We start from the raw sequence: 19,272 nt of genomic DNA, 5'->3' as shown, positions 1-19,272 counted from the left end.
CCTCTGCTATGTGTAATAGATTAATGGGGTTTAAAAATACGCTGATCTTCACGCTCATATTAGTGATAGCGTTCTCGAGCATAGCAGCACATCCTTGTGTGTTTAATTACGAATAGAAATCTATGCTTTGAATAAACTGAGTTTACCAGAGAAGTTTTTAAGGTTTGGGAAAATCTGCAGCAGTGTATTGTCGTCTACCCCCATCCAGCTACCAAGGCTCGCAGCCAGTTGGTCAACAGCTGTGGTGGGAATGAGCCTTCCGCTACCAGCATCAAAGGCATGGTTTAATTCTGGAGGAGGGATATCACCAAAAATAGTGCCACCATGGACTGCACCACCCATAATAAAATGATGGGCGCCCCAGCCATGATCGGTACCATCACCATTGACTGCAAGGGTGCGACCAAAATCAGATGCAGTAAATAAAGTTACTTGCTTCTCTAACCCCAAGCTGGCAATTGCCGTATTAAACGCCACAAGTGCGCCATCAAGCGCTGATTGCAGTTTAGGTAAGCTCTGAGCTTGACCTGAGTGAGTATCAAATCCACCCATACCCACAATATACACTTGTCGTTTGGTGTTGAGTTGCTGCCTTGTTGCAATACTTTGGCAAACATTCTTCAGCTGTTGTGCCAATGGTGTGGTAGGAAACTGTGGTAAAGTAAAACTTGTATTTGCAATGGCGTCATTGTATTGCGAATTTGCCGCCATGGCGCTGCGAGTAAGCGTATCTAGGTCTTGCTGAAGTATGTTATTGCTACTACTGCTTTCTTTGCCCGCAAAGTAGTCAGCGAGTGCTTGGTTGTTGTCGAACTCTTCTAAGATTTCTATTATGCCAGCTTTGCCATCACTCACATGGTACGGAAAGGTATTACTGCCGGTTAACCACAGATCAGCCTCGGCTGTGGTAATGGCATTAAAAGGCGTCTGCTGCGTTTTTCCTGTATTGATAAGTGCATCATTAATTAACCCTCCCCAACCAAATTGTGCTCCCTCTGTTTTACCAGACATCCAAGTTGACTGCTGATCATTATGAGAAAACAGTCGGGGAGGCACGCTTGCCGTGACTTGTTCCAGGTGCGAGGCATTAACAGGTTCAAGTAATGGTCCAACATTGCCAATAACAGACAGTTGCCCTTGACCGTAGAGTTTCGCAAGGCCTGCCATTTCTGGAGGTAAGGCAAATTTGCGTTGATTAAATCGAGAGGGAGTACTGAGGGCGTGCAAATTTTGTGGTGTTCTTGGTGTAGGGTAAGCACTGAGTAGTGAGGATCTGTGTTTTGCCCACTGTTGATAGTTACTGTCATCCAGAGGAATAATCGTGTCATGGCAGTCCATTCCGCCGTATAAAAATACGCAAACAAGTGCTTTGTAATCTTCACCTTGCTCTGCTGCCGCAACGGCTTGACTCAACGAAAGCAAGGACGTTGACATCATGGTCGCACCGCTTAGTTTCAAAAAATCACGTCTTTTCATCTTGTCTAGTCCTATTTTTGAATCAAATAATCTGCTGAGGTCATCACGAGTAAAATCGCCCATTGCACTCGAATAAGGCTATCTTGTGGTTCCTCCATTGGTAGTGTCTCAAGAATTTGGGTGATCTTATTCACGGTATGCTCAGTGAGCTGATCTGCGCTTAGGAGTAGGTTTAAATGAGCCAATAGCGCTTTTGGGTCATCTGCCAAAGTGAGTTCGTATTCATAGTCTGCAAGAAAGCTATAAACAGCTTGACGAGCATCAAGCGGTATATTTTCGGCGTCATAATCTGCTTGTAAATCAGCTACATCAACATCTTGTTGATAGCCAAAAATATAATAGGTCATAAAGTTAATATAACCCGGAATTGACGAGGCGTTGGTAATTTGGAACTCAGGTGCAACTAGTTGATTTTGCGATATTAGCGTTCCTGGTGCACTGTAACCTGGGCGAAAAAAATTAAATACGCTACTTGAACGATAGGGGTGTTGATTTAATGCGTTTGCTGAACGAGTATCCCATAGTGGCTCTTGATACTCAGGCGTAATATTTTTTACCTCAAAGGCTCGCGCCCACTGCGTAAATCTTAATATTGGCTCTCTTAACTTGCCACTGCGCGCTGTTTTCTCGTTTCTTGCTTCTTTATCAAAGATAATTGCTGCAATCGTTGCGGTTAAATCGCCCCGTTGGCTAGCGCCCACTTTGGTACCATCGGGCAATACGTAGCTACCAGAATCAAAGCTTTCTACTGCCCGAGCGACATAGCCAGGTGAGGGGTTTGATGTTACTAAACGTTGGATTAACTGCTTAACCACAAATGGCCCAACATTAGGATGCGAAAAGATATGATCTAATGCGAGCGTGATTGATTGGTTAACATCGGTGCCAGCAGCTATGGTGTAGCCTAAAAAGGATTTGGCTTTAGTCGAATGTAGTTCAGGGTCGCCGACCATAGGTAGCGCGTACTCTTCTTGAGCGGCTTGTTCGGCGCCTGACTCATCAAGCACTAACCCAGTAAAAACACGGGCAAGACCAGTAATATCTTTATTGGTATACAACTCAATGGCTTGGTCATTGCTATCGCGTTTCTCGCTACCGTCTGGGTTTAACTCAACAAGACCCAAAGTAAAGAGCTGTAAGATCTCCCGAGCATAATTCTCATCAGGCATCCTGCCAGTTTGCTCGTCTCCCTTTTGATTTCCTAAATATGTTAAGTAAGTTCCCATCGCGGGTGAGTAAGTCACCGCCTCAATCAGCTCTCGATAATTGCCAAAGGCGTGTTCGATAAGTATATCTTGAAATCGTGCTACTGCTGCTGGGATGTCAGTGAGTTCGTCACCACCGGCATTAGAAACCACCAAAATCTCAGATAAAGCAAAAGCAACTCGCTGACGCAGCTGATCTTCGCCAGTGATGGCATCTTGCCAAAACCCAATACTTGTTGACTCTACGAAGAGCGTATTAAAACCGCCATCTTCGGGGTATATTTTGCAACTGAGCTCATTTTCAAGCTTGGTTTTAGTGCTATTTGGTCTATGAACCATTTAGAGGCAGACGTGCCGACAAGTGTGTTGAGCTGTTGTGGTGTAGCGCCAAAAGTCGTTTGGTGTAAAAACGAGGCCGTACTTTGTGGTGTTGCAAACACATTATCCACTGCAATAGGTTGCGATGGCTCGGTAATTTCAGTGTTGTCAGTGAGCTGCTGATTGGCTTGCGCGACTTCGGTTTCTTGCGCACCGCCACAGCCAGTCGCTGTTAGGGTTAACACACACCAAACTGAAAAGTATTTAATGACTGATCTCATAACTTAACTCAAATAGTGAACGATAAGTGATGAGTGTAGGATGATTTTTGACTTTAGTGTTTTACAAGTTTGCGTGCGAAACCATACAAAATTGTAAACTAACCAAGTCAAAGCTTAGCTCAATCTATTAATGAGTTGGCACTTCAATATTAAATACAGCGCCCGGTTGACCCTCCAGCAAATAAATCCGAGCCTCATGTATGTCACAGATTGCTTTGACAATGCTAAGCCCGAGCCCATTACCTGAAGAGGAACGGCTGGTATCGGCACGATAAAAGCGCTCGAAAATATGTGCTTGGTCTGATGTTGCGATGCCAGGGCCATTATCACCGATTTGTAGTAATACGCCAGATGAGTGACTTTGCAGCCTGATCCATACAGACGCCCTTGGATTAGTATATTCAAGTGCATTTTCTAACAGGTTACAGACCAATTGCGCGAGCAAATCCGCATCTCCATAACAGCTGATATTTGGCAATATCGAGACGGATAAGGTTTTTTCTGCGTCTTCAAAAACCGGAGTGAAGCTATCAGTTAGATCTAAAAGCAGTGTTGATAAGTCAATCTGTTTAAAACCTTGTTGATATTTTCCAGATTCAATACTATTCAAGCGGATTAAATTATTAAAAGTCGAGATGATTTTTTCTAATTCTTCACAGGCCTTTTCAAGGTGAACGGCTAATTGTACCGGATCGTCTATGTCTTGCTCCATCGATTGCAATCGGTTTGCAACGCGGGTTAGAGGCGTTTTAAGGTCATGGGCAACTCCCACAGACATTGTTTTAATATTGTGATGGAGCTTGGTAATTTCGTCGAGCATCGTGTTGATCACACTGCATAATTGTAGCAGCTGTGGGTCATCGCTTTTTGCGACGGTGCGATGCAGCTCAGGCGCTTTAGCCACTAAAGAGAGTTGTTGGCTCAGCTTGGTAATGGTATTGCCTTGCATTTGTCTAAAATAGACAAAGATGAGCAAAGGCGGCAGCCAGCAAAATATCGCTAGCCACACAATAAACTGGGTTCTGGCGTTCTGGGCAATAACAACATCGTGGTCAAGGCGCTGCCATAGATGTAAATAAAGACCATCGTTGATTTGCTGTGCCTGATAAAAAATGAGTTGTGTTTCTTCGTCTATTTCAGTTTGTGGCTGCGACTTCGAGGTATTTGCTCGCTCAAAACCCAAATCGCCACCAGCGATTATCACGTCTTTTTGGTATAACGCCATAAGCCAGCCTTCCTCTTGCCAATGCTCCTGCGCTTCTTCTTTGGTCCAAGTTTCATTTTCTGCTAACTCAAATACTTCTACCAAAGACTCCAACCCATCACTATGGTAAAGCTCGACGGCTTCCTCAATAAGTTCAAGCATTTCGGTTTGTTGTCTGGACTGTTCACTTTGAGACACAAAGTGCGATACCAAAAGTGCTAGACCACATGTGAGTACCCAACATAAAAAAGAAAATTTAAGCGCCAGCACAAAATGGTATTTTTGAGTATTCGTTTTCATATTATTGTTCAGAAAGTAAGTAGCCACTGCCACGAATGGTTTTGATAACTTCACTGTTAAAAGGCTTGTCTAACTTGTTACGTAAGCGGCTGACATGTGTTTGAACTAAACTGGTTTTTGGATCAAAACTAAACCCCCACACGTGTTCTAGCAGCATCGTTTTGGTAACCAGTTGATTAGGATGAAGCATTAAAAATTCCAAAATCTGATACTCTTTTGGCATCAGCTCAATCTCGCTTTCACCTCTAAATACTTGCCTTGACGTTCTGAGTAGTTTTACACAGCCAACTTGTAATTCATTCACGGTTTGCGCAGCTGGTTTGCGACGATACAGTGCTTTTAGCCTTGCATGTAACTCGACAAACGCAAAGGGCTTAACTAAGTAGTCGTCTGCACCAGCTTCCAAGCCTTCAACCCGTGCTGCGGTGTCACTCAATGCCGTTAGCATAATGATAGGAGTTAAGATGTTGCTCGCTCGAAGGATTTTTACTGCGTCTAGGCCATCCATCGACGGCAGTAGCCTATCAAAAATAATGGCATCGAATGAGGTGGTAGAGGCTTTTATTATTGCATCTTTTGGACACTGAGTATGGTCCACTGATTCTCCAGCTTGCTTTAAGCCATTACAAATAAACTCTGCAGTCTCGTGGTCATCTTCTACGAGCAATATCTTCATTGTGTGGTTTGTTTGGTTGTTTAGCTATAGCATAACGCAGTTTCCAAAGTGTTCAGAATACAATTTTGTATGATTGGCTGTGTTCGTTCTAATAAGGTTTTTGGCTATGTTTTTTGATTTTAGGACTTGCAGTCCATAGTGGAGTGATGCCTTGTCATTACTTGGTAGAAAAGAAAGCGTGATAGACATCATACAATGCCAATAAAGTCAGCTTCGACGCTAGCAGCTGTTTTGGTTACCCACAGCTTAGGTGAGGTATTTTTGCAGTGGGCTTAAGTCTACTTTAGCTTGCAATTTTGCCGCGATTAAATATAACCCCGCCAGCTTTCGATGTATAAATAATGCGTCTACAGGTGGTGTGTGCCACTCGTTGGAGTGGCTATTTAAAGCCAGTCCTTTTTCACTTATCTCTTTGCTTAGCTGGCTGTTAGCAAAATCAAATGGGCCGTCACACCGAAGTGGAGTTGTTGCAAGTAAAAACAGCTCAATAACTGCGTTACAGTACTCGGGTGCAATATCAGTATCAAAATATCCAATGTCACATGCGGCCTGTTTAACAGCTTCACGGTTTTGCTCTGTCGCTGCCTGTAACAGGTTCTTATACCCAACACTAACAGCGTCGCTAACAATACGTGTTGCGCCAAAATCTAATAACACGATTTGGTGGGTGATGAGATGGACGCTCCCAAATCGGCGTCAATGCGCCAAACTGATAGTTGCAAACACAGTTATTAGGAGAGTCCATCATGAATAACGTTAGCACGCTTTCAATTGATCTAGCAAAAAATGTATTCCAACTTTTATCGTTTGATAAGCAAGGTAATAAATGTTTTTCCAGAAGGTTAGATAGAGCAAAGCTCTTGCAAACATTGACCCAATTACCTGCTTGTAATGTTGTTATGGAATCATGCTCAACGTCTCATTATTGGGGGCGCTGCTGCTTACAAGCTGGGCACCAAGTTCAGCTTATCCCTGCGCAACATGTTACCCCTTTTGTCCGTGGCAATAAAAACGATAAAAATGATTGTATGGCGATTTATGAAGCGAGCCTTCGACCTAACATTCGCTTTGTTCCTGTAAAAACAGAGCATCAACAAGCAATCCTAGCACTACATCGTTATCGGGAACGGCTCATACATAATCGAACTGCCTGCATCAACCAAACATGTGGTTTGTTACTTGAATTTGGCATCGTCATCAAGAAGAGCTTAAAGTCTTTTCGTGCAACCATTGCTGATCTGCTCAACCGTAATTTACATGGAGCTTTAAATCTACTCCTCAGAGACGTTTATGAAGAAATGCAAAAGTTAGACGCCAATATTAAAAATGTAGAGGCACAATTTAAGCAGTTTAATGAACAGAGCCAAGCTGCTCAAATTATCCAATCCATCCCCGGAATTGGGATTATCAACGCATCGGCATTGAGTGCCACAATAGATAAAGGGCAAGCATTTTCTAATAAAAAGGAGTTGGCTGTGTGGCTTGGGATCACACCACGTCAATATGCTTCGGGTGAAACCAAGAAGATGGGAGGGATCACCAAACGAGGTGATCGTTATCTAAGAAAACAACTCATTCATGGTGCCCGTACAGTGGTCAATCATGCGCACAAAAAGCAGGATGATTTAAACAAATGGATCAACGCATTGGTAGAACGTCGCGGTAAAAATAAAGCGGTGGTGGCCACGGCCCACCGATTGGCTCGCTTAATGTGGATATTGCTACAAAGAAATGAACCTTATAAAGCCCAATATACACAAAGTGAGGCGCAATCATGACTCAAATTATGGCTATTAAGGAGCCCGGTCGTGACAAGGGCCTCGAGCCCGAGTGGGTGTTTATGAGCCCTTGATAGCCATATTCTCATTGCTGTAAACATAACGATGAACAAAAGGTCAAACCTACCTAGTTAAACCCGTTATAGGCAAGGCATTCAATGCCGCGTGGGTGTATTCTACTTTTTGGGTGGCTAGGTTCGAAACTCATTAGGGGCGCTGAAAGTCAGTTAAGCCCGAATATATGTCAGAGCAGCACCTTATTTAGGGTGACTCAAAGTGACTGTTTATCAATACATACAAATAGTAAATGAGAGATAAATAAAAGAAGCAACAAGGCTGTTAAAACAACCTTGTTGGATGAGTATTACTTGACAGCAGCAGAGCGTCCATATATGTCTTTGTTATATAAATAGTTACCAAAGTTAGGATCTGTTTGTATCAATTTAAGCTCAAACATTTCGATAAAGAAAAGCTCAATTAATGCGGTCATGATGTCATTGCGAACAGATTGTGGTAAAGCAACGGCCTCTGCAAGCGGCTCGCCACAGACATACTCCATACTCAGTATGTGCTGGCTGCTTAGCGTTTGATGCACAGCGGGGACTTTAAAGCGCGTGTCTTTAGAAAGTCCGCTGGCGAACTGCTGTAGATAGTTTGCTTCTAATTGGTAATTGGTCTCCGCGAGAAGCTGCGATTTTGCTTCCTCGATTAAAGGGGCAATATTAATCCCTTTAGGAAGCAGCCCTGTCATTTTGATTAGGCTCGCGACATTGTCTACATCGCTATGAATACTCTGAGCCACTCCTGGATATTGTATTTTGATTGCAAGAGGTTGCCCATTCTCGGTGATGGCTTTGTGCACTTGCCCAATCGACGCCTGTGCAAAGCTTTTTAGTTCAATATGACTAAACTTATCGAGCCAGTTATGCCCTAACTCATGTTCTAGCACACTAACAAGTTGCTTATGTGGCATTGGCATGGCGTCTGCGCGCAGGTGAGTAAGCAGCATGGCAAGCTCCGGCGGTAGCAGATCTCCAGCATCCATTGAAAGTAACTGTCCTAACTTCATTGCGGCACCGCGCAAGTGACTCAGCTTCTTCGCAACTGCATCAATATTTTTGCTCTGTAGCAATAGGTCGTTTCGTTTTACAGGTTGCCCTTGAAGCGCCTGCTTTGCGCCTTCAAATAACATATTTGATGCAACTTGACCTGCCAATCCACCCAAATGAGCAAGGCGGCTCAACCTTGATGATGGGACTTTTCGTGAACTGTTTTTCAAACCGAAACCCTTGGCGATACATTTTATTTAACATGCGAACAATACGACATCTTCTATAATTAAGTTCACTCTTTGTGAGCGAACTGTTGGGGCATTTCGTAAAAAGCAAAATACATTAAGTACGGAGGGTGATATGTGGTGCGCAGATTGTGAAGCAATTGAGTCATACTTTTTTGAGACAACTTACTTTTGGTTTTTCCTACCGACAGGTAATGCAGAACAAAACTTGCTGAAAATGTGCACCGAGATGGCACTAAATCCCGAGTTGGTTGCAAATAGATGCATTATGGTTCAAGTGAATAAAAATGGACTTTCTACGTTTTTACACAACATTGGTGGCTGTTTAGCTGGTCCAGAATTTGGCCAATCTAAAATGACAACCATGGCACAAGAAGGTCATCCAGATATCAATGCAATTAGTCGAGTCGCCAGTGTTGAAACTTTCGTTCGCCGTTATCAAGCGCGGTGGATAAAAACTGCGATAGAAAATGAGACATATCAAAGCTGGTTTCAACCCATAGTGAGAGCATATTCAGAACCGGGAAACCTAGATGTGTTTGCTAATGAAGCGCTATTTAGATTGTTCGATGATGAAAACAACATGGTTCCGCCAAACCTCGTTTTTAATTTAGCCGAGCAGAGCGGATTGCTCTTTTCTGTTGATTTGATTGCACGAAAGTCTGCTGTAGAGCATGCCGCTAAAGCGAATTTGAACTCGAAAATATTTATAAATTTCAACCCCTCAAGCATTTATGACCCGTCATATTGCTTACGTTCGACAGCCTCAGCAATTAGTGAGCTGGGATTTCAACCTCAAGACATTGTATTTGAGGTAACAGAGACGCACCAAGCTCGGGATGTAAATCATTTAAGAGGGATCCTAGCATTCTATCGCAGTTGTGGTTTTGGTGTTGCACTGGATGATATTGGTTCTGGGTGGTCGAGTTTAAATATGTTGGCACAGCTAAGGCCAGATTATATTAAGATAGATATGGATCTTGTCAGGCACATTGATATCAATCAACACAAAAGGAGCATTGTGTCTCACCTAATTCAGCTTGCTCATGAAAACGGTATCGAAGTCATTGCTGAAGGGGTCGAAAGCCAACATGAAGCCAAAGTCCTTCGGGAAATAGGGGCTGATTTTTTACAAGGCTATTATTTTGCAAAACCTTCGGCACTAAGTGCACGGTTGTCCAACAACCTCGAAGACGAAATAACACAAGGAGTGAAGTCCCTATCGAACGCAGCTCACAAGTTTGATACCTTGTGATAGGTAAGGAAGGACGGGGAGTTTATTAAGGCAGCCCTAGCAGTATTCCATTCATAAAAGGTGCCGGAATCTAAATAAAATAATTAAGATGAAAAGTTATCTTGCATCTACCTATCAATTTACTTTGCTACAATCCAGTGTGATTTTTAGACAGTGTTATATTTAAGGTTTAATTAATGAGGTTACGAATACATGTTAAAGGAATTGAAGCCTGCATCGATGAAAGTGCAGGAGTTTTTGTCCAAAAATGGTCAAGACTTTGTAGTTCAGGAAATGCCTAGCTCAACTCGTACAGCTTCAGATGCCGCAGCATCTATCGGATGTTCAGTTGCTCAAATCGCAAAGTCACTAATATTCAAACATGGAGAAACCGGTGAAGCAGTACTCGTTGTCGCTTCTGGTTCTAACATGGTATGCGCTGACAAAGTTAAAAAAGCGACAGGTATTACACTTACCAAAGCTGATGCGGATTTTGTACGTGAAAAAGTTGGTTATGTAATAGGCGGTGTACCACCAGTCGCTCATCATTCATCAGTTCATACAATATTAGACGAAGACTTAAATCGGTATGCGGAGATTTGGGCCGCGGCGGGAACCCCCAATTCCGTATTTAAACTAAATCCGCAGAAGTTAAGTGAACTTACTAAGGGTCAATGGATAGATTTAGCAAAATAAACGTGACAAATAGCTATGAGGGTATATACCACTGATTAATGCAAGCGCCTTTCTTGATATTTATTTGCGCTGATCCGATAAAGGTATGAATTTTTGATGACCTTTTTCTTTGAGTTGCTTGCATTCGGTCTATTAAAATGAAAAAACGTTGCGAGTCTGGGGAAGATGCTCTTCTATGGTAAGTAGGGGATATTTAAAAATATAGCTTTTTACCTTTTTAAATTATAAAGAATCTAGTTTTATTGAATTTGTAAATAATTAATTTAATCTTAAAATTTAATAAAAGTTAAAGTTAATAAAGTGAACTTTTTGATTGGTAATGGTGTTAATTTAAATTTTATTTTTACAAAACAATAGTTTTACTATGTCTTTTTAATTATTTTAGAATGCGCCAATTTTTTTAAGGATTAAATTATGAAAAAGACCATCATTTCCCTCCTTTTGGCGACATTAGCGATTTTTATTTCCGGTTGTAAAACCTCTTCTAACTCTGAAAGCACAGAAGTAGTTAAAAATACAATAGAGCTTGGCAGTGCTGAAATTAAAAAGTCAGGCCATGCACAACCTCTTTTTCAAAACAACCAACTTGTAGGGTATGAGTTCAAAAAAGGCTTTGCCATACCTGCTGAGTTAGGAAACTTCTTTGGCTTTAGCTATCGAGTGAATCAACTAATAAATAGCACGACTGAAAACCCAAACAGTACGGGCTATGTCGCGGTTAAAGTACCAGTTACCGTAACGGTTGTGCATCCTGAGATCATGATCAATGGAAAACCAGAAACAACCTCTTCATGGAAAGATACATTATATTTTGGTCGTGATAATTTTGCGATGTGGAAGTTTGAAAGTCCGAATGAGCTTGTTAACGGCAAATGGACTATATCTGTTACCTACCAACACAAAGAAATCGCGACCAAAAACTTTTTTGTAAGTGTGCCACCAAAGATGCCGAAAAAAGTGACTCAAGTTTGCCAAGTCGAAATTGATAAGTTTCCAAGTGCTTTGCAGCAAGCAAATACGGCATGTTGTACGAACAATGATGCGCAAGCATGTTATAACTTTGCATGGCGTGGTCTAGAGCGTATACGAGATAAAGAAGGCGCGGCATTATACTATGCAAAAAGCTGTGAACTTGGTGATATTTCAGGCTGCCGCCAAGCAGCAAAAATGGCAACGACTCCTGAAAAACGTGATGCGTTTTATCATAAAGGTTGTGATTTAAAAGATATGGATAGCTGTATTGAAGTAAATCGGTTTAATTAACCCCGACTTAGTTCATAGAGTTTAACGAGGACACCCACCTCAGCTTCCAAATTACACATCCCAACTTGTATGTTGGGGTGGTTTGTCTAAGCTAGAAGTTCTTTATAATCAAGTTTTGAAGGCAATTTATAAAGGACTGGTACTCATGGGCATCTATTTACTAAAACTGGGTTATCGCGCACGACAACGCTCTGCAAACACAATAGTTAGAAATTTAGAATTGAAAAGCTTGCTCTGCTAAGCCAACAACCGCTCGCAGTTTGTTAGGTTTGTCCGTCGTCGTTTTTGCAGTGTTTCGCAGTAAGCGGTTATTGTTCGCTCTCGACCAACAGCACCGTGGAATACCCGAGAAAACTGCGTAGTGAGTTTTATCCAGTTCTCAGGCTCTATATTAAGTGGAATGAGTATGGGTTGAGACTTAAAGATATAGCCTCGCTTGTCGGCGCGAATACATTGGCCTGTGAGTTCAACCAATTCAATATAAGATTTAATTTCAAAGGGCAGGCCTTTAGGCATGCGTTTTCGTGGGCTGCCCGCAAAACGTAACAGACTTTTTGATTGTTTTCCCAGCTTTGCATGGTCGATTCGTTCTTTGATGCTGGTGTAGTCTGAGGTTTCAGGCGTTGCGGCAATATTGGCTTAGGTCTACGTAAGCGAGACAAGCAGTCAATGCAGCCTCGTCTAGTAATGCGTGGGATTTAAACTGTCCTTCTCAAAACCAGTTAGCCTTTCTCTGTACTTGGCGACATGTTCATTGAATATCAATTGCTCCGATTCGCTGAGTGACTCACCTTCAGTAAATTTTTGGCTTACCCTATTACCTTTAAACAGCTTGTGCCACCGTGTCACAACTGATTTATCCGATAAGCGCTTAGCCTGTCTTGCATCAACGTATAAAACAATGTGAATGATTACTCATCGCGGCATAAGCACAGACATCAATAAAAAACGGAGCCAAACATCAGGCGCTTTTCTTCAACCCGATCCCGGCGGTGTTCGTATGATTTTCCGGTAAATTTATCTTTACCACATAAAAATACGCGTCTTACGCAGCGGGAGATACAGTGATAATATTTGATGTTAGTTAAACTGATTTGTTTTTTACGGGCTGTTGCCATAGTTTGGTTTCCTCAATCCTTTGAGAGCGGGATTAACGCTTAGGCGGTATCTGAGGAAGGTACAAGTTAGGGGGGGAGGTAATTGTTGTTGGCTTTGTTCGTGCCCCACAAAATTTTAGCCAACTAGTTTTGGCTAGTTGCAACGGCTTATGCAGCCGTGAATCATTTGGAATACAGGAGAATATAATGAGTGATAGTTGGGATGATTATGCTGATGACTGGGATACAGATCCAGATGTGGTCGAATATTCAAAAAAAGCTTTTGACTCGTTAACTAAATTTACAAGTCTGGAAGGCAAAAATGTTTTAGATTTTGGTTGTGGAACAGGGCAACTAACTGAAAAAGTAGCTCGTGTCGCATCTTCAGTTGTTGCTATTGATCCCTCACCGAAAATGATTGAAGTTTTAAAGAACAAGAATATTCATAATGTAAACTCACTATCGTGCGAAATTTCAAGAGACTCAATCAACCATCCTATTTTTGAGCCCGGTTTTGATTTAATTATTGCGTCATCCGTTTGTGCTTTTGTTCCAGATTATGAGAAAACGTTGTCTGAGCTTAAGCTTCTTCTAAAAGAAGGAGGGACATTTGTCCAGTGGGATTGGAAACGAGCCAATGAAGATGGTGATTTTGGCTTTACCGAAGACATGATAAAAAGTGCCTATACAAATGTAGGTCTTTCACTTGTACGTGTTACCGAAGAGTTTTCGTTAGCAAGTGAAAAAGGCACTATGCATGTATTAATGGGAATAGCATGCAATGCATAGCAAGTTCATACCCGATCTGCTGCGTTAGAACGCTATTTTTAAGGGAGTACATAAGTTGTTTAAAACAGTAACAGATTTGGCCGAAATCAAGGAATGTCAATTACTTCTTGAAAGAGTATTAAAGAACAGTCTTTCGAACAAAGGGCGCTTTAATATCGGTTTTCCCGGGGGGAGTTGGAAAGACAAAGAGATACATTACAATAATGATTTTTGGTTTTTACATTACGAAATAGATGGTGAGGAGAAGTCTCCTCGGTATTGGAATGGTTTTGGACTTACGGAAAGTTTAAGTGATAAAAAATCTAATAATATAGTAGTCGAGATAAACATCCCTACGAACAGAGTTAATCGAAAAGTAGCTGGTTTTTTTGCAAAGAGTGAGAATGGAAAGGTGGCTCTTTTTCATAGAGGAGGTCTTGGTGGAGGGTGTAAAGGGGTAGGTAAACAGGCTTTTCTAAAATGCTCATCTTATGAATTAACTGAAGTAATGACAGGTGTGGATGTGGATAAAGCCATAATGGTTGGCTTTGTTGAAGACGAGAATTTTATCACGAATCTATATAAGTTTTTACAAATAATTGCCAGCTTTAAAGAAGCAATTAGGTCTGGAGAGCTTACAGAAGCTACTTTCCTTACAGACGATGACTTATTAAATCGCATTCTCAACGAAAACCCAAAGAGAAAAACACCCAAGCGAGCAAAGACAGCAAGCACTACTTATGAACGTAGTGAGTATGTTAAAGAGTTTGCTCTCAGGCGTGCCGGTGGTTATTGTGATTTGTGTAATCAAAAAGGACCATTTAAATCAAAAATGGGCCGCTGGTTCCTTGAAGTTCACCATATAAAATGGCTGTCAAAGGGGGGATTAGATACTGTCGACAATGTAGTTGCTCTTTGCCCTAACTGTCATCGAAAAATGCACTTGGTTGCTTTTCCTGACGATATTAGAAAATTAAAACTAGCTGTAGAATCGAAATAATACCGTAATAACACGAACGCTTTAAACAAGAGATGCAAAACAGCAGGCTTGCATCCCTTAGTTGCTAATTTTAGCCTGCTATTTTGTGTCGTTTACGACAAGCGTTATAAGTACTAGGAGAAATCGTGCACCCAAATAGAAATGCAATTGCTTTTGGCGGCCTTGTTGCTTCGGTGTTATTTTTTGTAATTCTAATTGTCCTAGCGCTCTGGGCATGGCCAAAGTACAAAGTTTATAAACTAGAAATGAATGGTATCGCTGCTCTGAAAGAAGCTGAGTGGAGTAAGCAAATTCTAATTGAAGAAGCCAAAGCGAGAGAGCAGGCAGCTTTGATGCAAGCTAAAGCGCGAGTCACTTTAGCTCAAGCAGAAGGTGAGGCGAAAATCGTCCAAGCTAAAGCTGAAGGCCAGGCTGATATCGAACGTGCAAAGGCTGCCGCTGAAGCTAATAAAATTATTGGTGAGTCGCTTAAAGGCAACGAAGCTTATCTGCGTTACGTTTGGATAAAAGGGCTACAAGATGGTAAAGGAGAGCGCATTTATATACCAACAGAAGCTGGACTCCCAATTTTAGAAGCTGGTAAAGCTAGAAAATAACGTACTTATAGCAAGGCCGTTAAACAAAAAACAGCTTCTGATAAAATAGATTGAAAGCCTCATTAATAACAAGGTGTTAAAAACTAAGCTTGTTATGTTGTTCGACGACCAACCACCATTGGAGTATGTCAGAGATAAAAATGAGGATAAAAATAAGTCACACCCATCACTATTAATATCGAAGCTGAGAAAGTGAAGTAAATACTTAATGCGGCGTTACCACCGCTCGCTATTGGCACATATACGACGTTAGATTTAACTAAGTTCTACCAGTCAAATCTAACAGAGCAAGTTAAGGTTTACTCACATTAGCTCTTGCCCAAATTAGCATAAAAAAACCAGCGTATTGACGCTGGTTTTTTGGGTTATTTTTTCTTTTTAACCTTGGCGGCTTTCTTTTTCGCCTTGATTTTCACCGGGTCTTTTTTCTTCTTCGGTGCTTTTGCTTCTTTATGTTTAGGTTCAAGACCTTTAATTACACGGCGCTTAAGTTTTTGGTCGGTGTAACGCTCAACCTTTCCTAAAACCTCAACATCGTGAGCTTCAACCAAAGAAACCGCAGTGCCTTTTTTACCAGCGCGGCCAGTACGACCGATGCGGTGTACATAAATATCCGCAGTGCGTGGCATATCAAAGTTAAATACGTGGCTGATATCAGCAACGTCAATACCACGGGCTGCAACATCTGTTGCCACTAAGATATTGGTCTTGCCACTGTGAAAACTTGCCATCGCAGCCATGCGTTTGTCTTGTGGCATTTCACCACGTAGCCAGGTGGTTTTAATGCCTTTTGCAAATAGCTCGCCCACCAGTGTTTCAAGTCTTTCGCGGGTTTTAACAAACACAACGGCTTTAGTGACTTCTTCATCATCGAGCAACTGCGCTAATAGGTTAACCTTGTGCTCGTAGTTATCTGCGAGATGAACCCACTGATGGATTTTACCTTTTTCTTTTCGTGATGGCGTGGCTTCAAGTAGTGCTGGGTCTTGTAATATACGTTCAGCAAACTTCTCAACGCTTTCGCCCTCAAGGGTTGCAGAGAACAAAAAGCACTGACGACGGTTAACCGCTTCAGAGCAAATACGTAGCATTTCTTTTCGAAAGCCCATGTCTAGCATGCGATCCGCTTCATCTAAGATCAGTAGCTCAACGTTTTCTGCGTGGAAGTTCTCGGTTTCAAGATATTCCATCAAACGACCAGGCGTTGCGATGAGGATATCATTGTTCTTTTCGAAGATTTCTTTGTGACTGCCGTAATTAATACCGCCAGTTACCACACCTATTTTAAGGTTAACACCTGCGGCAAGGAGTTCACATTGCTCGTGTATTTGATAGGCAAGTTCACGCGTTGGCGTCATGATAAGTACGCGGGCAAAGCCGGGCTCTTTGCGAGGGAAATCAAGCAAATACTGAATCGCAGGGATCAAGAATGCAGCGGTTTTACCCGTACCGGTTGGTGCGCTGGCGAGAATATCTCGGCCAATTAGCGCTTCAGGAATAGCCATCTGTTGAATGCTGGTGGGAGTATCGAACCCCATTTTTTTAATCGCACTAATCAGCTTGCTGTCTAAATCAAATTCAGTAAATTGCATATTGCATCACAAATAAAGGACAATAGCGGAATTATACGTTGCTATTGCATTTTCTCAAAGGTATAGGATGTCTCAGTTTGCATTTAAACAATTTTCGGTGACTCAGCATCATGCGGCAATGAAGGTTTCAACTGATGGTATTTTGCTTGGCGCGTGGGTTCCACTCGCTGAAGCCAACCGGATTATTGATGTCGGAACGGGAACTGGACTTATCGCATTGATGTGTAAACAGCGGAGTCCAATTAGCAAAGTTCATGCAGTTGAGCTTGATGACGCTGCGTTAAAGGATGCAGAATTTAATATCAAGCACAGCCCGTGGCCTGATATTGAGCTACATCGCTGTGCAATACAAGAGTTTGATAGCGAGCTGCGCTTTGACCTCATGGTATCAAACCCACCTTACTTCAACGCGAGTTTGAAAGGAGAAAATCAAGCGAGAAATAGAGCGAGACACACGGACAGCCTAAGTTTTGATGCTTTGCTTGATGCCTTCGAAAAGTTTACGACGGTTGCTGGGCAACTTGCGGTAATTTTACCCTATGAAGAGAGCTTGCTATTTCAGCAGCTATTAGAAAAAAGAAATCTGGGGCTTGCAGCTAGTTGTATTATTCACACAACACCGAATAAAGTACCTTCAAGGCGCTTGATGTTGCTAGGCAAAGCGCGTTATGAAAGCGTCAGTGAAGAGGTATTGGTGATTTATGACTCAAATAATCAATATACGAAAGAGTATGTTAGATTATGCCATGCGTTTTATTTAAAAATGTAGATGCCAATGCGTTACACCAATTGCATTACGTAAATGAACTATTCCAACTTTCAAATAGGTTTCAGAGTTAATGCAATTGGTAGTGTGCTAACTCATCGAAAGGTTAAAGCGCTAACTCAGTATATTCCGTCATGATTTGCTCTATCCAAGTTGCGATACGTTCGTCGCTTTTATCGTATTGACTGTCTTCATCTAGTGCCAGACCAACAAACTGACTTTTATCTTCGGTAAGTGCTTTTGACGCTTCAAATTCATACTCGTCTGAATTTGGCCAGTAACCTAAAAAGGTGACGCCTTGTGGGGCAATTTTTTCATGTAGCATGCCTAGTGCATCTTGAAACCATTCACCATAGCCTTGTTGGTCACCCATGCCGAATAGCGCTATCACTTTGTTGCTAAGGTCAACACTGTCGATATCGTCCCAATGAGACTCCCAGTCTTCTTGAAGTTCGCCGAAGTCCCATGTGGAAATACCAAAAATGAGGAAGTCAAACTGTTCTGCTTGTTTTAGCGGCTCGTCCTTAATATTAAATAAGGTAATTGTGTCTTTGCCGATGATTTCTTGAATCTTTTCTGCGGCCATTTCTGTGTAACATGTTGTCGAGCCGTAAAATAACCCAATTTGCATTGTATTTATCACTTTCAATTTGACTGGTATTATAGGTGGCAAGTCTACATCATGACGTTAATAATTAATACAGGTACTCTGTGAGCGAACACCAAGCAACTTCCCATACACTGTCCGATCCACAATATATAGAAGCCTTTTTAGATGCGCTATTTTTGGAGCAAGGGCTCAGTGAAAATACTATTGCAGCCTATCGCAGCGACCTTGAAAAGTTTCTCTTATTTATAAAAGCAGAAACCTCTGTGTCTTCTTTACTGGAGATCACAAGTCAGGACGTTGAGGCTTATTTGGCACACAGAATAGACAAGGGCTTAAAAGCAAAGAGTAACGCGCGAGCTATCAGTGCATTGAAGAGATTTTATTTATATTGGCTGCGAGAAAAACAAATCGCGCAATCGCCGCTGGATACTATTGCGCAACCTAAAACAACACAGTCGTTGCCAAAAACCTTGTCAGAGCAGGAAGTTGAAGCCTTGCTCAATGCCCCTGATTGTGATGACCCGATGGGACTGAGAGATAAGGCTATGCTTGAACTCTTGTATGCTACAGGATTGCGCGTGACTGAGTTGGTTGGGCTAAGAATGGAACAAGTCAATATGAGACAAGCTGTTGTACTTGTGCGTGGTAAGGGCGGCAAAGAACGCTTAGTGCCGATGGGTGAAGAAGCATTGCATTGGATTGAACAATTTCTCAAAAAAGGGCGGGGCTTAATGATCAAGCATGCTACCGATTTTGTCTTTCCATCCAAGCGCGGTATAGGTATGACACGACAAACTTTTTGGCATCGGATAAAACACTATGCTATTTTGGCAGACGTAAAGTCGCCGTTATCGCCACATACGTTACGTCATGCTTTTGCAACACATTTATTGAATCATGGCGCTGACTTGCGAGTTGTACAGATGATGCTTGGCCATAGCGACTTGTCGACGACTCAAATTTATACACATGTTGCTAGTGAACGTTTAAAGACGTTGCATCAGCAGCATCACCCAAGAGCTTAATTTGTGTTGCTTGGGAATTATTTATGGTTATTCCGGTCTTAGTGGGTAACACAAAGGGGCGAGTGCTCCCCTCAAATAACAGGTTTAGAG

18 protein-coding genes and 1 pseudogene are annotated in these 19,272 nt (G+C 42.0%); 9 read left to right on the top strand and 10 right to left on the bottom strand.

The features are described from left to right. Nucleotides 1–120: 120 nt before the first annotated feature. From CWC29_RS11915 to CWC29_RS11890, 6 genes are all read right to left on the bottom strand, one after another. The gene (locus tag CWC29_RS11915) at nucleotides 121–1,476 is read right to left on the bottom strand and encodes a DUF1501 domain-containing protein (protein ID WP_138524918.1); all 1,356 of its coding nucleotides are present in this window, start codon (nucleotides 1,474–1,476) and stop codon (nucleotides 121–123) included. A gap of 11 nt (nucleotides 1,477–1,487) precedes the next feature. After that, nucleotides 1,488–3,020, bottom strand: coding sequence for a DUF1800 domain-containing protein (locus CWC29_RS11910; protein ID WP_138524916.1), 1,533 nt, complete (start codon nucleotides 3,018–3,020; stop codon nucleotides 1,488–1,490). Continuing rightward, on the bottom strand, nucleotides 2,924–3,280 hold the full coding sequence (locus tag CWC29_RS11905) for a DUF1800 domain-containing protein (RefSeq protein WP_138524914.1): 357 nt from the start codon (nucleotides 3,278–3,280) through the stop codon (nucleotides 2,924–2,926). Before CWC29_RS11905 ends, CWC29_RS11910 begins: the two co-directional genes overlap by 97 nt. Before the next feature lie 127 nt (nucleotides 3,281–3,407). After that, nucleotides 3,408–4,784: a sensor histidine kinase gene (locus tag CWC29_RS11900; RefSeq protein WP_138524912.1), complete on the bottom strand. Its 1,377-nt coding sequence runs from the start codon at nucleotides 4,782–4,784 to the stop codon at nucleotides 3,408–3,410. Nucleotide 4,785: 1 nt separating this feature from the next. Further along, nucleotides 4,786–5,460, bottom strand: a complete 675-nt coding sequence (locus CWC29_RS11895) for a response regulator transcription factor (protein WP_138524910.1) — start codon at nucleotides 5,458–5,460, stop codon at nucleotides 4,786–4,788. Nucleotides 5,461–5,706: 246 nt separating this feature from the next. After that, entirely contained in the window at nucleotides 5,707–6,117 is a 411-nt protein-coding gene (locus tag CWC29_RS11890; RefSeq protein WP_138524908.1) for an AarF/ABC1/UbiB kinase family protein, read from the bottom strand. An 89-nt stretch (nucleotides 6,118–6,206) separates the two neighbouring features. Here CWC29_RS11890 and CWC29_RS11885 point away from each other — a divergent pair, with 89 nt between their 5' ends. After that, the gene (locus CWC29_RS11885) at nucleotides 6,207–7,238 is read left to right on the top strand and encodes an IS110 family RNA-guided transposase (protein WP_138524990.1); all 1,032 of its coding nucleotides are present in this window, start codon (nucleotides 6,207–6,209) and stop codon (nucleotides 7,236–7,238) included. A 364-nt stretch (nucleotides 7,239–7,602) separates the two neighbouring features. Here CWC29_RS11885 and CWC29_RS11880 read toward each other — a convergent pair whose 3' ends face one another. Continuing rightward, nucleotides 7,603–8,517, bottom strand: a complete 915-nt coding sequence (locus CWC29_RS11880; protein ID WP_235956571.1) for an ABC1 kinase family protein — start codon at nucleotides 8,515–8,517, stop codon at nucleotides 7,603–7,605. A 133-nt stretch (nucleotides 8,518–8,650) separates the two neighbouring features. Between CWC29_RS11880 and CWC29_RS11875 the strand changes: the two genes are divergently transcribed. The 3 genes from CWC29_RS11875 to CWC29_RS11865 all read left to right on the top strand — a co-directional run bounded on the left by CWC29_RS11875 (nucleotide 8,651) and on the right by CWC29_RS11865 (nucleotide 11,728). Further along, nucleotides 8,651–9,790 carry an EAL domain-containing protein gene (locus CWC29_RS11875; protein WP_138524698.1) on the top strand — a complete coding sequence of 380 codons (1,140 nt, stop codon included), beginning with the start codon at nucleotides 8,651–8,653 and terminating at the stop codon, nucleotides 9,788–9,790. Between the two features lie 192 nt (nucleotides 9,791–9,982). Continuing rightward, complete coding sequence (locus tag CWC29_RS11870) at nucleotides 9,983–10,465, top strand: YbaK/EbsC family protein (RefSeq protein WP_138524700.1); 483 nt, start codon at nucleotides 9,983–9,985, stop codon at nucleotides 10,463–10,465. A gap of 414 nt (nucleotides 10,466–10,879) precedes the next feature. Next, nucleotides 10,880–11,728: a DUF3859 domain-containing protein gene (locus CWC29_RS11865; RefSeq protein WP_138524702.1), complete on the top strand. Its 849-nt coding sequence runs from the start codon at nucleotides 10,880–10,882 to the stop codon at nucleotides 11,726–11,728. Between the two features lie 237 nt (nucleotides 11,729–11,965). On the opposite strand, the pseudogene CWC29_RS11860 reads toward CWC29_RS11865, so the two are convergent. Continuing rightward, nucleotides 11,966–12,846: pseudogene (locus CWC29_RS11860) on the bottom strand (transposase). 186 nt (nucleotides 12,847–13,032) lie between these two features. On the opposite strand from CWC29_RS11860, the gene CWC29_RS11855 reads away from it, so the two are divergent. The 3 genes from CWC29_RS11855 (at nucleotide 13,033) to CWC29_RS11845 (ending at nucleotide 15,189) form a co-directional block, all read left to right on the top strand. After that, nucleotides 13,033–13,614 (top strand): class I SAM-dependent DNA methyltransferase, encoded by a 582-nt coding sequence (locus CWC29_RS11855; RefSeq protein WP_128725900.1) that lies wholly within the window; start codon nucleotides 13,033–13,035, stop codon nucleotides 13,612–13,614. A gap of 55 nt (nucleotides 13,615–13,669) precedes the next feature. Next, a complete protein-coding gene (locus CWC29_RS23740; RefSeq protein WP_235956570.1) occupies nucleotides 13,670–14,593 on the top strand; it encodes an HNH endonuclease in 924 nt (307 codons plus the stop codon). A gap of 125 nt (nucleotides 14,594–14,718) precedes the next feature. After that, nucleotides 14,719–15,189 (top strand): hypothetical protein, encoded by a 471-nt coding sequence (locus CWC29_RS11845; RefSeq protein ID WP_138523282.1) that lies wholly within the window; start codon nucleotides 14,719–14,721, stop codon nucleotides 15,187–15,189. A 365-nt stretch (nucleotides 15,190–15,554) separates the two neighbouring features. Here CWC29_RS11845 and srmB read toward each other — a convergent pair whose 3' ends face one another. Further along, the gene (srmB, locus tag CWC29_RS11840; protein WP_138523280.1) at nucleotides 15,555–16,781 is read right to left on the bottom strand and encodes an ATP-dependent RNA helicase SrmB; all 1,227 of its coding nucleotides are present in this window, start codon (nucleotides 16,779–16,781) and stop codon (nucleotides 15,555–15,557) included. Nucleotides 16,782–16,848: 67 nt separating this feature from the next. Between srmB and CWC29_RS11835 the strand changes: the two genes are divergently transcribed. Then, entirely contained in the window at nucleotides 16,849–17,550 is a 702-nt protein-coding gene (locus tag CWC29_RS11835) for a tRNA1(Val) (adenine(37)-N6)-methyltransferase (protein ID WP_138523278.1), read from the top strand. 103 nt (nucleotides 17,551–17,653) lie between these two features. On the opposite strand, the gene fldB is transcribed toward CWC29_RS11835, so the two are convergent. Next, the gene (gene fldB / locus CWC29_RS11830) at nucleotides 17,654–18,178 is read right to left on the bottom strand and encodes a flavodoxin FldB (protein WP_128725896.1); all 525 of its coding nucleotides are present in this window, start codon (nucleotides 18,176–18,178) and stop codon (nucleotides 17,654–17,656) included. Between the two features lie 80 nt (nucleotides 18,179–18,258). Between fldB and xerD the strand changes: the two genes are divergently transcribed. Next, nucleotides 18,259–19,182, top strand: a complete 924-nt coding sequence (gene xerD / locus CWC29_RS11825; protein ID WP_128725895.1) for a site-specific tyrosine recombinase XerD — start codon at nucleotides 18,259–18,261, stop codon at nucleotides 19,180–19,182. Nucleotides 19,183–19,272 lie beyond the last annotated feature (90 nt).

This window comes from Pseudoalteromonas galatheae, from assembly GCF_005886105.2.
Taxonomy (GTDB): Bacteria; Pseudomonadota; Gammaproteobacteria; order Enterobacterales; family Alteromonadaceae; genus Pseudoalteromonas; species Pseudoalteromonas galatheae.
The sequence above is the reverse complement of the archived record's forward strand: the minus strand, read 5'-3'. Positions and strand labels throughout refer to the sequence as shown.